The 14,381-nt window shown below is 40.0% G+C and carries 16 protein-coding genes; all 16 read right to left on the bottom strand.

What is annotated here, in order from left to right; genetic code table 11:
• Positions 1-38: 38 nt before the first annotated feature.
• The 16 genes from JCM9157_RS01860 to JCM9157_RS01785 all read right to left on the bottom strand — a co-directional run bounded on the left by JCM9157_RS01860 (position 39) and on the right by JCM9157_RS01785 (position 14,381).
• Positions 39-1,013 carry a PhoH family protein gene (locus tag JCM9157_RS01860; protein ID WP_035661479.1) on the bottom strand — a complete coding sequence of 325 codons (975 nt, stop codon included), beginning with the start codon at positions 1,011-1,013 and terminating at the stop codon, positions 39-41.
• The gene (gene yqfD, locus JCM9157_RS01855; protein ID WP_052012887.1) at positions 967-2,217 is read right to left on the bottom strand and encodes a sporulation protein YqfD; all 1,251 of its coding nucleotides are present in this window, start codon (positions 2,215-2,217) and stop codon (positions 967-969) included. The genes JCM9157_RS01860 and yqfD overlap by 47 nt, the downstream gene beginning before the upstream one ends.
• 55 nt (positions 2,218-2,272) lie before the next feature.
• Positions 2,273-2,566, bottom strand: a complete 294-nt coding sequence (gene yqfC, locus JCM9157_RS01850; protein ID WP_035661477.1) for a sporulation protein YqfC — start codon at positions 2,564-2,566, stop codon at positions 2,273-2,275.
• Positions 2,567-2,752: 186 nt separating this feature from the next.
• Positions 2,753-3,259, bottom strand: a complete 507-nt coding sequence (locus tag JCM9157_RS01845; RefSeq protein ID WP_035661476.1) for a YqfB family membrane protein — start codon at positions 3,257-3,259, stop codon at positions 2,753-2,755.
• A 37-nt stretch (positions 3,260-3,296) separates the two neighbouring features.
• On the bottom strand, positions 3,297-4,298 hold the full coding sequence (gene floA, locus JCM9157_RS01840; RefSeq protein WP_035661473.1) for a flotillin-like protein FloA: 1,002 nt from the start codon (positions 4,296-4,298) through the stop codon (positions 3,297-3,299).
• A 24-nt stretch (positions 4,299-4,322) separates the two neighbouring features.
• Positions 4,323-5,663, bottom strand: a complete 1,341-nt coding sequence (locus JCM9157_RS01835) for an NfeD family protein (RefSeq protein ID WP_052012886.1) — start codon at positions 5,661-5,663, stop codon at positions 4,323-4,325.
• A gap of 343 nt (positions 5,664-6,006) precedes the next feature.
• On the bottom strand, positions 6,007-6,450 hold the full coding sequence (locus JCM9157_RS01830) for a GatB/YqeY domain-containing protein (protein ID WP_035661471.1): 444 nt from the start codon (positions 6,448-6,450) through the stop codon (positions 6,007-6,009).
• A gap of 22 nt (positions 6,451-6,472) precedes the next feature.
• Positions 6,473-6,646: a 30S ribosomal protein S21 gene (gene rpsU / locus JCM9157_RS01825; RefSeq protein ID WP_003323311.1), complete on the bottom strand. Its 174-nt coding sequence runs from the start codon at positions 6,644-6,646 to the stop codon at positions 6,473-6,475.
• 557 nt (positions 6,647-7,203) lie between these two features.
• Complete coding sequence (locus tag JCM9157_RS01820; protein ID WP_035661469.1) at positions 7,204-8,418, bottom strand: ABC transporter substrate-binding protein; 1,215 nt, start codon at positions 8,416-8,418, stop codon at positions 7,204-7,206.
• A gap of 37 nt (positions 8,419-8,455) precedes the next feature.
• The gene (locus tag JCM9157_RS01815) at positions 8,456-9,163 is read right to left on the bottom strand and encodes an ABC transporter ATP-binding protein (protein ID WP_035661466.1); all 708 of its coding nucleotides are present in this window, start codon (positions 9,161-9,163) and stop codon (positions 8,456-8,458) included.
• Positions 9,147-9,920, bottom strand: coding sequence for an ABC transporter ATP-binding protein (locus tag JCM9157_RS01810; RefSeq protein ID WP_035661465.1), 774 nt, complete (start codon positions 9,918-9,920; stop codon positions 9,147-9,149). The genes JCM9157_RS01815 and JCM9157_RS01810 overlap by 17 nt, the downstream gene beginning before the upstream one ends.
• Positions 9,904-10,902 (bottom strand): branched-chain amino acid ABC transporter permease, encoded by a 999-nt coding sequence (locus JCM9157_RS01805; RefSeq protein ID WP_035661462.1) that lies wholly within the window; start codon positions 10,900-10,902, stop codon positions 9,904-9,906. Before JCM9157_RS01805 ends, JCM9157_RS01810 begins: the two co-directional genes overlap by 17 nt.
• Before the next feature lies 1 nt (position 10,903).
• The gene (locus JCM9157_RS01800; protein WP_035661460.1) at positions 10,904-11,767 is read right to left on the bottom strand and encodes a branched-chain amino acid ABC transporter permease; all 864 of its coding nucleotides are present in this window, start codon (positions 11,765-11,767) and stop codon (positions 10,904-10,906) included.
• Positions 11,768-11,813: 46 nt separating this feature from the next.
• Positions 11,814-12,797, bottom strand: coding sequence for a quinone oxidoreductase family protein (locus tag JCM9157_RS01795; protein ID WP_035661458.1), 984 nt, complete (start codon positions 12,795-12,797; stop codon positions 11,814-11,816).
• Between the two features lie 14 nt (positions 12,798-12,811).
• On the bottom strand, positions 12,812-13,603 hold the full coding sequence (locus tag JCM9157_RS01790; RefSeq protein WP_148296789.1) for an enoyl-CoA hydratase/isomerase family protein: 792 nt from the start codon (positions 13,601-13,603) through the stop codon (positions 12,812-12,814).
• Positions 13,604-13,616: 13 nt separating this feature from the next.
• Complete coding sequence (locus JCM9157_RS01785; RefSeq protein ID WP_035661456.1) at positions 13,617-14,381, bottom strand: SDR family NAD(P)-dependent oxidoreductase; 765 nt, start codon at positions 14,379-14,381, stop codon at positions 13,617-13,619.

Below are 14,381 nucleotides of genomic sequence, written 5' to 3'. Positions count from 1 at the left end.
CGCCTCTTAGGCAAAGGCTTTCTTTGAAAGTAATTTTCCTAATTCTTGTCTACAGACTCTTCATTATGCTCATAAGCATTTAGAATCTGCTGAACTAACGTATGACGAACAACATCGGATTGTTGAAGGAATATAAAAGCGATATCTTGTACGTTTGTTAGAATCTCAATCGCTACTTTTAACCCTGATTTTTTCCCTTTTGGCAAATCTATTTGAGTTAAATCACCATTTATTACCATTTTCGATCCGAAACCTAATCTTGTTATGAACATCTTCATTTGTTCTTTTGTCGTATTTTGGGCTTCATCAAGAATTACAAATGCATCATCCAATGTTCGACCTCTCATATAAGCTAAGGGAGCTACCTCTATTGTTCCACGTTCCATTAAACGAGTTGTTTGTTCCATCCCAAGAACATCATGAAGAGCATCATATAGAGGACGAAGGTAAGGATCTACTTTCTCTTTAAGGTCACCTGGTAAAAATCCAAGACTTTCCCCAGCTTCTACAGCAGGTCTTGTTAATACAATTCTTTTAACATGTCCGTCTTTTAGTGCAGTAACAGCCATGACGACAGCTAAGTAGGTTTTACCAGTTCCAGCTGGGCCGATACCAAAAACCATATCTTTCTTTCTTAGAGCGGATACATAATGTCGTTGACCTAACGTTTTCGCAATAATTGGTTTCCCTTTAACATTGGTGGCTACTTTTTCATCGTAAAGCTCTAACAATTCATCTAATCGATTATTTTGAGCTAATTGAACTGCATAAACTACATCACGTTCTGATATAGAAATACCTTTACGGATTAACTGAATTAAGGTAGCAATTACATTGCCAACGATTTCTGTCTTTGCTGCATCTCCAGTAACTTGTACCTCTTCACCTCGTGTTACAAGCGTTACATCAAGTTGTTCTTCCATTCGCTTAAGGTGTCTGTCATTAGGTCCAATAAGTGCTTGTGTCTCATTGGCGTTCTTGACTTCTAGCTGTATCATTTTCGTTTCTGTCAATAGACTCAATCTCCTTGATAATCGGCTGCTCCGATGTGATATCTTCTATTACTTGGTAATGTATCCTTAAGTTAACTTTACCATTCTCAACTGTTTCGTGCAAAACTTTTTCGCCAATGATTTCAGCGTCTTGGGGTAAATGTTTCATAAGGTCTGTCCGAGCTCTTTCTCTACCTGCTTTCACAGCTTCTTCTTTTGTATACGTTCGATCATATTCTAAGGTTTCAAGAATTTCAGTTCTTTTATAATTAATCGGTAACAACCATCTAAAAAATTGTAGTGGTCGTTCATGACGGAATTCCGTATAATCGGTAAATTTGACTTTACCAAAACCCCAAAGAGGTATGTCTATTCCGTAGATGGATAAATAGTGTTTTTGCTTTTTTTCACCAGTGAGTGTTGTAAACTTATTTTCCAAAGGTATAGCAACCTCAGACTTGTACCAAATCTCTCCTAAAACAACAGCTTGGGCAGGTACTAATTCCTTTTCTTCATCTTCAGCATCTTTTTTACCAATATACCCCGAAACCAAACGCTCACCCTTACGCACAAAATCATTTGGTTTTACTTCGGCTTGGCCATGTTCTACAAAAATTTTATGGATAATAGCTTTCTTTGTTGCAACTAGATGTCTTGGACTATGACGCTCAGCTTCTTCAGGTAACTGCTGTTCAACCACTTCAAATTCAAAGGTCGTCCCTTTTTGACGTACACCAACCCACGTTGCCCCTTTTACTAACTCGGTTACATCCCGTTGAATTAATTCAACACTGGGTAAGGAAAACTGGAATGTACCTCTTGTTATCCCCATTTCTGTTATTACTTGTCGTAGCTCATGCTCCACTTGAGGTGAAGCACCTTTTATTTCAACATTCCAGACCATATTTGATAGAACAAACATAATAGCTAAAAAAGCAACAATTCCGGCTAAAAAGCCAGAACGATTGATTATTCGTTTAAAAAGAAACGGAAGACCATTGCGTTGAACAAAAGATACTTTGCACTCTGTCATTCTTAATAATGGACGAATGCGCTTAGCATCCTCAAAATCCATATAACATACGATCCTCTTATCGCCAATTCTTTTAATTTGCCAAATGTCAATGTTATGTTCGATACACCTGTTCAGAAATCGTTCAGGATAATCGCCATCAATTCTCACTCGCACATAACCATTAATATGGTTAGTCCAATTATTTTTCATTTTTTAGTTTTCCCCCTTCTAACCATGCGTATACCTTTCGATAGCTGTATATCAGCTATGTACGAGGTGGTTCATCTAAATAAAGTACCTGATCAATACGACCTTCTAACAATAACTCTTCAGGCAAAATCGTTTTAATAACAAAATTATCACCTTTTATTAATAGCTGCCCATGCTTAAGCAATAAGCGAAGCTCTTGATTTGAGAAACGTAATACACCGCGATGGTTTTCAATATAAATATGTAATTGGCCAATCATTGTAATTCGCGGCAGGTCCATCATGACATCAGCAGGAAGCTGCATCTGCTTTGTCATCCAATTCTTCATTTGTTGTCTCATCTTTTTCATGTGTGAACCCCCTCTCTTCTAATCTTTATGATCGTATATTCATGGATATCACAAAGAATCACTTTAAAAAGCAGAAAAAAGGATGATCCAAGTCGACTTTGACTTGGATCATCCCCATAAAGAGCTTATGTAAAAAAAGCCTGTAACAGACTAATGAATTATTAGCGTTACAAGCCTTTTTTTAATTTAACGTTTTCTTACAAAGGTAGAGTGTGGTTGTTTGGCTCTTGGGCGACCCAATACTTCCGCCCATACCACACCTTTCATTGCTTCTCGGTTTGATAATTGACTCAACTGCAAATCGAGTCCTCGCTTTTCATAGACCTCGTTTTGACTAGTTGTCTTACGTAATTCTTTAACTTTCCTTGAAGACTTTTCTCTTTTCCTTTGCATTTCCTCATATTGAGTTTGTAACTCTTGTTGACGAGAAACAGTAGGATCTTCGAAATAAACTTCTTGTTGCGTCTCGATCGGTTTGGACGTTTCTCTTTCCTCTTGCTTGAAAATCTCACGCCAATCAACTTGCTCCTCTTGTTGCCTTCTCGGTTGCTGATTGGTACGTTGCCCACCTTGTTCTTGCTGCCCTTGACCAGCACCTGACAATCGCCCAAGCATGCTGATTATCCCACCGATGATAACTGCAACGAAAATGAAGTTTTGTGCAATAAAATCAAATAATTGTTCAATAGACAACGGCCATTCCTCCTTTCATCCGTAGGGGAGGCATCACTTAACCTTGTTTTGGATTGCTCGAGTCTCCATCAGTTGCTTTACTTATGGAACCGCGCATATCTGTATCAGCCATCACATTTTGGTAATTCATATAGTCCATAACACCCATATGTCCTTGGCGAAGCGCTTCCGATAATGCCATTGGAACTTCAGCCTCAGCCTCCACAACCTTCGCACGCATTTCTTCAACTTTTGCTTTCATCTCTTGTTCTTTCGCTACGGCCATAGCACGGCGTTCCTCTGCTTTCGCCTGAGCAATCTTCTTATCAGCTTCTGCTTGATCAGTTTGAAGTTCAGCACCGATGTTTTTACCGATATCAATATCAGCAATATCAATCGAGAGAATTTCAAATGCCGTACCAGCATCTAAACCTTTTGATAATACCGTTTGAGAAATCATATCTGGATTTTCTAATACCTTTTTGTGATTATGAGCAGAACCAATTGTTGATACAATCCCTTCACCAACACGAGCAATTACTGTATCTTCACCAGCACCACCGACTAAACGGTCAATGTTCGCACGAACTGTAATACGAGCTTTTGCTTTAACTTCAATTCCGTCCATTGCCACACCAGCAATAAAAGGTGTTTCAATTACTTTTGGATTAACACTCATTTGTACTGCTTCTAGCACGTCACGACCCGCTAAATCTATTGCAGCAGCACGCTCAAAGCTTAAATCAATATTTGCACGTTGCGCAGCAATTAACGCATTAACCACACGGTCTACGTTACCACCAGCAAGGTAATGTCCTTCTAACTTCGAAGTGCTTAAATCTAGACCCGCTTTTACCGCTTTAATTAACGGATTAACAACACGAGCTGGAATGACTCGACGTAATCTCATTCCTACTAATTCAAAAATTCCAATTCTTACCCCTGCAGCTAACGCTGAAATCCAAAGCATTACAGGAACAAATGTAAATAATACAGCAAGTAAAATTAATAAAATCGCAAGACCAATTAACAAACCAATACTACCAGCATCTAATGGCATATTGTAATTCCTCCCTTTTTCCTTTTAGTTTTCTTTTGCTTCTCTTACAACAATACGTGATCCAGAAGTGTAAATCACCTCAACACGCTTTCCTTGTCCAATATAGCCTCCCTCAGACACCACGTCAAGCCGTTCATGTCCAAATACAACAGAGCCTGACGGGCGGAGCGGTGTTAAAGTCTCTCCAATTTGACCCACTAATTCAGCTCTTGTTACATTGGAAATATAACCTTTTTCAGTGCTAGTCGAATCAGTATGAATAATTTTCCGCATTGGGCCTCGGTTACCGAAATACTTAAAAATAAAAATAGCAACTACTGTTGTGATGACTAAAGCAATCGCGATATATATAATCATCGAAGCAGTCGAAAAAGAAGCTAGCAACATACCTCCAATGACTGATGCAATGCCTAGTAATCCAAATATCCCGAATCCAGGAACAAATATTTCAACCATGATTAAAATAAATCCAATAACAAATAGAATCATTGATTCCCATCCTGCAAACCCTGCAAACATATGACCAAAGAAAAACAGCAATAGCGCAGAAATTCCCATAATACCAGGAACCCCAAAACCAGGAGAATACAGTTCTAAGACTAAGCCCAGGCTTCCAATCGACAGCAAAATAGGTATGACTACTGGATGAGTAACAAACCTTGCAATTTGTTCAGAGAAGCTGACTTCCATCTCTTTTTCAACTGCATCTTCTAAACCTAAATGATTTAAAAGTTCTGCTCGGTTTGAAGCAATCGCCTCAGCATACTCTACCTGCAGCGCTTGTTGAGCGGTTAGTGTCAAAAGTTCCCCTTCAGGTGCACCGAGTTCAGGCAAATCAATCCGATTATCAGCCATTGCAAGCGCATACTGTGGATCGCGTCCATTTAATTCAGCTGCACTACGCATTTCTGATAACCAATAAGATTGTGTCTTCTCTTCTGCAGCATTTCCTGCTCCGTCAATTACAGCCGCTGACCCCATCGTTGCACCGGGTGCCATCACGATCTCACTAGTGTTTAAAGCAATGTAAGCTCCAGCAGATATGGCTTTGCTTTTAACAAATGTAATAATCGGGATATCAGTTTCTTGAATTAACGTGGCGATATTACCTGCTGCATCAACTGCTCCACCAGGCGTATCCATTTCTAAAACAATATGAGTAGCTCCATCTTCTACTGCTGTAGAAAATGAACGAGTTAAAAAAGCTTCCAAACCTCTCTCAACTGTTTGTTCAACTGGGATGTAGTAAACAATCGGGCCTTCTGTGTCCCTCTCACTATGCACCAATAATTGAATTGGGATTAGGAGAAAGGCTAACACGAAAAACGCAAAAGAAAACATCAGCCGTCTTCGTCTTGTTGCCATAGTAATCCTCCCTTCTATATGACCTCTTTTATTTACGAAGCTCCATCGTATTTGGTTTCACTTTTTTATAAAAGAATCATAATCCTATCTTTCCCTACTCTCCCTAAATCTTATCATGAGCTCACTCATAATCTCTAGTAATGTCTATATGTTTATTCTAATTTGGCTATTTTTGATTCAAAAGGGATGATTTTAGACTCTTTGTTGTTTTTAATGAATTAGAAAAAAAGCGTTCGTCTCATATTGTTCACTTTTACTAAGGAAGATCCATATTCCAAAAATACCAATCCTCCTAAATATAAAAAACGCCTCATCTCTTATAAGAGATGAGGCGTTTATGTCATTATGATAAATGTTGTTGCACAAGACGATTCACAAGACCACCATCAGCTTTTCCTTTAACCTTAGGCATGACTGCTCCCATGACCTTACCCATGTCTGCTTTGGTTGAAGCACCTACTTCAGCAATTGCGTCTTGCACAATTTTCGATACTTCTTCTTCAGAAAGCTGTTCTGGCATATAGTCCACAAGCACGGCTAATTCAGCTCGTAGCTTGGAAGCTAAATCTTCACGGTTAGCTTGTTCAAACTCATGGAGGGAATCCTTGCGTTGTTTCAGCTCGCGATTAAGCACCGTAAGGCTATCATCGTCCGTTAACTCACGTCCGAGCTTAAACTGCTCGTTTTGCAACGACGATTTTACCATACGGATGACAGAGAGTCTATCCTTTTCCTTGTTCTTCATCGCATTCTTCATGTCTTGATTCAAACGTTCAAGAAGATTCAATGAAAGCACCCTCTCACTTCAATTAGAACTTACGTTTTCTTGCTGCTTCAGATTTCTTCTTACGCTTAACACTAGGCTTTTCATAGTGCTTACGCTTTTTAACCTCAGCCAACGTTCCTTCTTTAGAGAGTGATCTCTTGAAGCGACGAAGTGCAGCATCAATCGATTCGTTTTTGCGAACACGAGTTTCTGCCATTTTATTTCCCTCCCTCCGAAACAACCAACTCAGGACGTACAATCTGTTGAGTGCACGTCTTCTAGAATTATAATATATGGAAGCAAATTGGTCAACTGTAAAACGACAATTAACTCCTTCACCCAACTAAATCCATGAAAAAAGGCTCGGACAAAAGAGTTTAAATAACGAGAAATCCGAACGAAAGATGGTTACATCCGGAAATACACTTCGCTTTCCGCAGGCGGCCGGTGAGCCTCCTCGTGCATACGCACTGCGGGGTCTCACCCTTGCCTTTAATAAGGCCACTGAAAAAGGTGTGTTTTTCACCTTTTTCAGTGGTCTCTAAGCAATGAGCGAAACCGTTGCAATCTTTTAAAACCTGCTATGAGTGGGTTTCTCATAGCAGGCGCGCAACGTGTGAAGCCATTGTTGCTTCCTTGAATCTGCTAAAAAGGACCTTTTCAGTGGCCTACCTTTAATCCCTCAGGAGTCTACGTATATCTCCTCCGCTAAAGTTTCTGCATCGTTCGTATGCTCATTTAAACACTTTAGTATGTCCCAGCCTCTTAATTCCTCTATTCAATATGAACGATCTGCCCGTCTTCAATTGCCGCAATGGAAGCAATCCAGTCAAACCCATTATTAACAACACCAGTTAAATGCCAAACGAATTTATCTTCTGGTAATGCTTTAACACCCGCATCCATTTGTTCCATTATAGCGTGAGGATCTTCAACTGTACCTGCTAGCTTCATTGCTTCAACAATGACAAATAATGCTTGATAATTAAAAGCTGATTCAGCTGTCGGAACACGACCGTACTCTGATTCAAATAGAGAAATGAAATTCTCTGCACCAGATGCATCACTATCTCTGATTGGTAGCATACCGATTGCCCCTTCAATTTCTTCAAGTGATACTACACTATCCATTTCTTCAAACTTCGCTTGGTCCATCACCATGAAACCTCCTTCAAACCCGAGATCTCTTGCAGCCTTCATTAATAAAGCTGTCGGTTCAGACGGTCCCCCAACGAAGATAACGTCTGGGTCTTGATTTAGAGCATTTGTAACAATCGGGAAGAAATCCGTGTCTTTACCAAAATCAACTTCTCCATTGTAAACAACCTCTCCGCCGTGCTCTTCCCATACAGGTACTAACTCTTCAGTCCAATCCTTACCATATTGAGTTGCGGTTGGTAGTAAAGCTAAACGTTTCCCAAATCGTTCTTGTTGATAGGTTACAAATGGTTCCGGATACTGATCATATGAAGGGGGAATTCTTAATGTCAACTCGTTTCCTTGTGTAAGAATATCAGGTTCACTCGTATAAGCGGCAATCATAAAATTGTCTTGCTCATTGAAAACTTGTGTAGCAAAAACACCACCACTGTGCGGTACAAAAACAACAGGTGTTTTGTGTTCTTGTACAAGTCGTCTTGCATTTGTTCCTGCTTCATTCGGCAAATACATATCGTCTAAAGTAACTAAATTCAATTTATACGTCGTCCCAGCCACTTCAAACCCACCAGCTTCATTAATTTCGTCAGCTGCCATTCTCACCCCAGCTACGGTATTTTCACCATAAAAGGCAGCTGGACCACTTAACGGGCCAGTGTAGCCAATGTTTAAAACTTCCTCTCCCGCTTCTGTTTCAGGGGCCTCTACTTCCTCAGCAGGTGCAGGTTCTTGTGTTCCACTTGATTGTGTTGTACTTTCGCCTGAACAAGCAGCCAATGCCAATAAACCCGCTGTAACACATGACAACAAAAACCGATTCTTTTTTTTCATTTTCCATTTCCCCCATCATGATTAATATATTGAAATCCTAAGCCCCAATATAGGCTTTGCGAATTTCATCATTGTCAAGTAAAGCTTCTTTTGTACCTTCAAGCACCAAAGATCCATTTTCAAGCACATATCCCCTTGAAGAAATAGAAAGGGCAGCATGAGCATTTTGCTCCGCTAGCAAAACGGTAACCCCTGTTTGATTAATTTCTTGAATAACAGAAAACATTTGTTTGACAATTAAGGGCGCTAGACCAAGAGAGGGTTCATCAAGCATTAATAACTTGGGCTTTGCCATTAAAGCTCGACCGATTGCAACCATTTGCTGTTGTCCACCACTTAAACTCCCAGCTAAAGCTTGGCGTTTAGCTATTAAATCAGGAAAAAGATCATAGATTTTATCTAGTTGTCTTGACATTTCTGCTTTATTTCTTTTATACGTATAAGCACCCATTTTTAAATTTTCATGGACAGACATTTGTGGGAATAGCATTCTTCCCTCTGCACATTGCACAACACCTTCTTTAACTATTTGACTAGCCGACAAGCGATGGATAGCTTTATCCAAAAATTGAATGTCTCCAGAATCTGGTCGTTTTAAACCACTTATCGTTTGAAACAATGTACTTTTTCCCGCGCCGTTTGCCCCTAGAAGAACAACAAGTTCTCCCTGTTGAATCTCAAGATTGATGTGATTTAGAACAGAATTTGCTCCATGTTTCACGTATAGATTACGAAGCACTAGCATTGTCTGTCCCTCCTAAATAAGCATTGATTACATTTTCATCATTTTTTATGTCATTTGGCTTCCCTTCAGCAATCTTCTGACCGTGATTCAAAACAATGATATGATCGGCTAAAGACATAACCATCGGCATTTTATGTTCGATTAAACAAACAGTCTTACCATGATTAACCATTTTCTTCATGAGTTCAGCTAGCCCTTCTGTTTCGTCAGGATTTACTCCAGCTGCTGGTTCATCCAAAAGAACTAATTCAGGGTCCGTTGCCAATGCGAGAGCAAAAGCAACACGTTTTTGTTGTTCCTGAGTAATGGCTGAAATTGGTGCATAAGCAATTGAACTCGCTCCAACAAACTCAAGAACTTCTTCTGCTTTTTGTAAGCACTTCTTTTGCTCAAGCTTCTCTCTCTTTGTTCGAAAGATAGCATCAAATAACCCTGCTTTCGTCCTTAAACGATGTCCAATTAAGACATTATCTAATACTGTAGCCTGTTCAAATAAATGTGTGGTCTGAAACGTTCTTCCAACACCAAGTCTAGCAATCTTATCAGCCTTTAACCTCGATATGTCCTCCCCCTTATAAATCACGTTTCCAGAGGATGGTAAGTGAAACCCACTAATTAGATTAAAAAATGTTGATTTCCCTGCACCGTTTGGTCCAATAACAGCGGTAATCGTTCCTCTCTCAATAGAAGCACTAACGTTTTGAACAGCCGTTAGTCCACCAAATGATTTAGTCAACTGATCAATCGTTAATAGCACGGGCAGATCCTCCTTCTAAACTTTTCTGAGTTGCTTGTTTTTTGTGTTTACGTTTTGCCTTCCACATTAAGTAACCTCCAACCAGCCCTCTTGGATAAAACAATACTAATAGCACAACAATCGGGCCAAAAACAAGCATTCGAAATTCCTCTAGAAACTGAAGCATTTGAGTTAGGACCACAACAATAAACGTGCCGACAACTGGCCCAGCGAGTGTCCCTATTCCACCGACTAGCAAGTAAAGTAAAATTTCAAACGCCACATGAATATCTGCCATTTGTGGCCCAATGAAGCGCACATAAGAGGCATAAAGAGCACCAGCTAATGCAGCAAAGGCTGCAGATAAGACAAAAGCTAATAATTTATTCTTCATGACAGAGATTCCTAAAGTTTGAGCTAGCTCCTCGCTGTTTCTTATCGCCATAAATGTTTTCCCTAATAGAGAATGAAACAGACGATACATAATAAAAATGGTTAACAATAAGAAAAACAACATCAAATAGTAATATGAAATCATAGATTCGAAACTTATGGGTCCAATAGGTGACGGATTAGGGATTCCGATAAGTCCCCTTACCCCACCCGTTAAATCTGATTTATAAATAAGAAGGTAAATCATAAATCCAACAGACATGGTGTAAATCGCAAAAAAGTGTGATTTCGTGCGAAGAGCAACTAAACCTATTCCAAGGCTAATAATGGCTGTAAAAACAATGGCTAGAATGAACGCAATCCAAAAGGGCACACCACCTTTTACCGTTAAAAGTCCTAAACTATAAGCGCCTATTGCAAAAAAGCCAGCATGAGCAAGGGACAATTGTCCTGTTAATCCAGTAATAGTATTTAGTCCATAGACAGCTATTGACCAGATAAATACTAAAATGAGAATTTGCATGTAATATTGATTCGGAACAATAAGGGGAAATACCAGTACTGCTAAAAGTAAAATTCCGTAAAACCACGTTTTTCTATCAACCTTCATCTCACTTTACCCCCTTTGCAAATAACCCTGTTGGCTTAAGTGTTAAAATTAATACAAGGAGGAAAAAAGCGATTAAATCTTTATAGTCAGTTGATAAATAAGTAGCCCCTAGACTTTCTGCCATTCCAAGAATGTATCCCCCGATGATAGCCCCAGGTATGCTCCCCATACCTCCGATAATAATGATGACAAAAGCTTTCATAATAACGAGATTCCCCATACTTGGAAACACTAGATTAATGGGTGCAGATAACGCAGCTGCAGCGGCGGCGAGTCCACCTGCTATCGCAAAGGTCATCATCGCCACTCGGCTAGAGTGGATCCCGACAAGAAAAGCTCCATTCCGATTCTGTGACATGGCAATGATGGCCGCCCCTGTCATCGTTTTTGTCAAAAATAAATGAAGCAAAACCATTAGAATTACAGCCGCAACAATCACTAGTATTCTTTGAATCGTTACCGTTAAACCGAATATTTGGATAGAGTCTCCATAAGGCGTTATCATACGTTGATATTGACTTCCCCATGTATACTGAGCTAGTGATTCTAAGAAAAATAAAATCCCTATCGCTGCAATCATAATTGGAAGCGGATCTTTCGGATCTAAGCGACTAAACACGATGCGCTCCATCAAAACCGAAACAAACGCTACGAATAGCACTGCTATTAAAATCGCAATCCAATAACTGACTCCTAGAGCTGTCATTGCAGTTAAAGCAATATAAGCCCCAACCATATACAAGGCCCCATGAGCAAAATTCGGTACATGCAATATTCCAAACACCAGAGTTAAACCTAATGCCACTAAGCTGTAAACGCTTCCAATAGTGAGACCATTTAATAACTGCTGAAATAAAAGCTCCACACCTAGCCCTCCTTTTACAGCAAATTCTTTAAAGGGGGAAATCCCCCTATGGTTTTAATATGAGCTTACCTGTTGTTTTCCGTCCTTGCATTAACGTATGAACAGTTGCGGCTTCTTCTAAAGAATACACACCACCGATTTGTAATTTTAACTCTCCCTTGCCAACATATGTTAATAGTTCTTGCATACTCTTTTGTAACAAAGCTGGTTTTCTCATAATCTGTGGCAAGAAAAATCCAATAACCGATTGATTACGCGCCATTAGTGAAGATGGATTAAATGGACTTTGTTCACCACTTGCCACTCCATAAATAACTAATCGACCAAATGTGGCTAAACATTTTAACGTGTCAATAAACACTCTACCTCCGGCCATTTCAAGGGCAACATCTACGCCTTTTCCGTTTGTTGCTTCTAGCACCTGTTCATGCCAATTTCCCTCGCTATAATTGATCAATACATCGGCACCAAGCTCTTTAACAATGTTAAGTTTTTCAGCTGAACTAGCAGTCGCTATCACCTTTCCTGCTCCAAATAACTTCGCCAGTTGAACCGCGATCGTTCCTACCCCACCAGCAGCTGCGTGTACAAGCACTGTTTCTCCTTCTTCTAATTGCCCCATTGTCTTTAAAACGTGGTAAGCACTTAGCCCTTGTAAAGGTAATGCGACAGCATGTTCAAAGCTTACGTTATTAGGGATCGGCATTAATCCTCTCTCGTCTGCAATGGTGTGTTCTGCATAACCTGTTGCTCGTTTTGAACCAAGCAACGTTACAACTCGATCTCCTTTTTTAACGGAAGCTACGTCCTCCCCTACTTCCTCAATGACTCCAGCTACTTCCGCTCCAGGAACAAACGGTAGTGGAGTCGGAACTACATACTGCCCTTCTCTTCTTGCCGTATCTGCATAATTAACTCCAATGGCTTCAATCTTAATAAGAACCTCTTTTGCTTCCGGTGTTGGTCGATCCAAGTCTACTATTTGTAAAACGTCTGGACCTCCGTAGCTTGAAAACTGAATTGCTTTCATATCTTGTATCCTCCTTATTTTCCTTGGAACTTTGGTTTTCGTTTTTCTTTAAATGCCGATACCCCTTCAAGATGATCTGCGGTTGTAACCATCATTGATTGAGTAATCTGCTCAGCTTCCAAGATATCTTGCATACTCGCTGTATCAGCTAGATTCGTTAACTTTTTCATCAATCCTATTGCTCTTGTTGGTTGTTGACCTATCGACATGGCAAACACCTTGGTTCTTTCCTCCATTTCATTAAGAGGAAATACATGATTCACCAAGCCCCACTGCTCAGCTTTCTTCACATCCAGTGGCTTCGCTGTAAATAAGAGCTCTTTTGCCTGATAAGGTGTTAAAGCTCGTGGAATAAAGAAGTGTCCTCCTCCATCAGATACAAGCCCAACTTGGGCAAAACTTAAAATAAAGGACGTATCTTCAGCAGCTACAATTAGATCACATGCAAGCGCCAGATTAAAGCCTGCTCCAGCAGCAAATCCATGAACTGCCGCAATAATCGGCTTTTCTAATTGCCTCATTTGTTCAATTAGACCATTTAACTGACCAATATGATCGTAGACTTGAGACGGATTAGCCTCACCCATTGTCTTTACGTCTCCACCAGCACTAAAAGCTCTTCCAGCTCCTCGAATCACAATGACTTTAACCTCATCATTTTCAAGAGCTTGTGTAAAACAGCTTTTTAAACCACTAATCATCTCAGGACTAAAAGCGTTTAATGAACTGGGTCTATTCAGTGTTAACTCCATAATGCCATCTTCTATTACAACAAGAAGATCTTGTAAGTTCATTGTCTCATTCATTCCAATACCTCCCTTATACAGTTAACCATCCTCCATCAATCAATAAATCTGTTCCCGTTACATAACTAGCGTCTGAAGATGCAAGGAAGGCAATTGCTTTTGCCACCTCATCAGCTCTTCCAACTCGTTGCAATAACGTGTGACGCTCAATTGCCTGTTGAAAGGCCGGATTCTTTAGACTCTTATCCGTCATCGGTGTTTCGACAAAGCCAGGTGAAATTGAATTGACACGAACTTGATTCGAAGCTAACTCTCCAGCCAGAGCCTTTGTTAAATGAATAACAGCCGCTTTAGCTGTACTGTAATGAGGTATTTTCGCTCCTGCTTTATGTCCAGATAGAGAAGCTACATTAACGATTGCTTTATTTTCTCCTTCTGTTCTAGCCAATACGGGCCCTATATGTTTAGCCATTAAGAAGACACTAGTAACATTTGTTTTTTGAACATGTTCCCAGTCCTTCTCTTCTAATTCAAGAATAGAGCCACCCGATGAAGTTCCGGCATTATTAATTAACACGTTAACACCATCAAAGTTTTCTTTTAAATAAAGCGCTAATAACTCCACCTCTTCTTCGGCGGTTACATCAGCTACATAAACATATAAATGATCATTTAATGTTTTCTCAGCAACTTCTCGCGCGACTTTTTCAAGCTTTTCTTTTGTTCGACCAACTAGCACAACGGTCGCACCTTCTTCCGCTAGCCTTTGAACAGTTGCTTCACCAATCCCACTTCCTGCTCCTGTAATAACAACAACCTGATCTTGAAATCGCTTCAC

The organism is Halalkalibacter akibai JCM 9157, assembly GCF_000513135.1.
Classification (GTDB): domain Bacteria; phylum Bacillota; class Bacilli; order Bacillales; family Bacillaceae_D; genus Halalkalibacter; species Halalkalibacter akibai.
Note: the sequence above shows the minus strand (reverse complement) of the source record. Positions and strands in the feature narration are given on the sequence as shown.

Coding starts and splice junctions, on each gene's coding strand:
- yqfD (WP_052012887.1), bottom strand. CDS start 2,217: ATGAAAAATAATTGGACTAACCATATTAATGGTTATGTGCGAGTGAGA.
- yqfC (WP_035661477.1), bottom strand. CDS start 2,566: ATGAAAAAGATGAGACAACAAATGAAGAATTGGATGACAAAGCAGATG.
- floA (WP_035661473.1), bottom strand. CDS start 4,298: ATGCCATTAGATGCTGGTAGTATTGGTTTGTTAATTGGTCTTGCGATT.
- JCM9157_RS01835 (WP_052012886.1), bottom strand. CDS start 5,663: ATGGCAACAAGACGAAGACGGCTGATGTTTTCTTTTGCGTTTTTCGTG.
- rpsU (WP_003323311.1), bottom strand. CDS start 6,646: ATGGCAGAAACTCGTGTTCGCAAAAACGAATCGATTGATGCTGCACTT.
- JCM9157_RS01820 (WP_035661469.1), bottom strand. CDS start 8,418: ATGAAAAAAAAGAATCGGTTTTTGTTGTCATGTGTTACAGCGGGTTTA.
- JCM9157_RS01815 (WP_035661466.1), bottom strand. CDS start 9,163: ATGCTAGTGCTTCGTAATCTATACGTGAAACATGGAGCAAATTCTGTT.
- JCM9157_RS01805 (WP_035661462.1), bottom strand. CDS start 10,902: ATGAAGGTTGATAGAAAAACGTGGTTTTACGGAATTTTACTTTTAGCA.
- JCM9157_RS01795 (WP_035661458.1), bottom strand. CDS start 12,797: ATGAAAGCAATTCAGTTTTCAAGCTACGGAGGTCCAGACGTTTTACAA.
- JCM9157_RS01790 (WP_148296789.1), bottom strand. CDS start 13,603: ATGAATGAGACAATGAACTTACAAGATCTTCTTGTTGTAATAGAAGAT.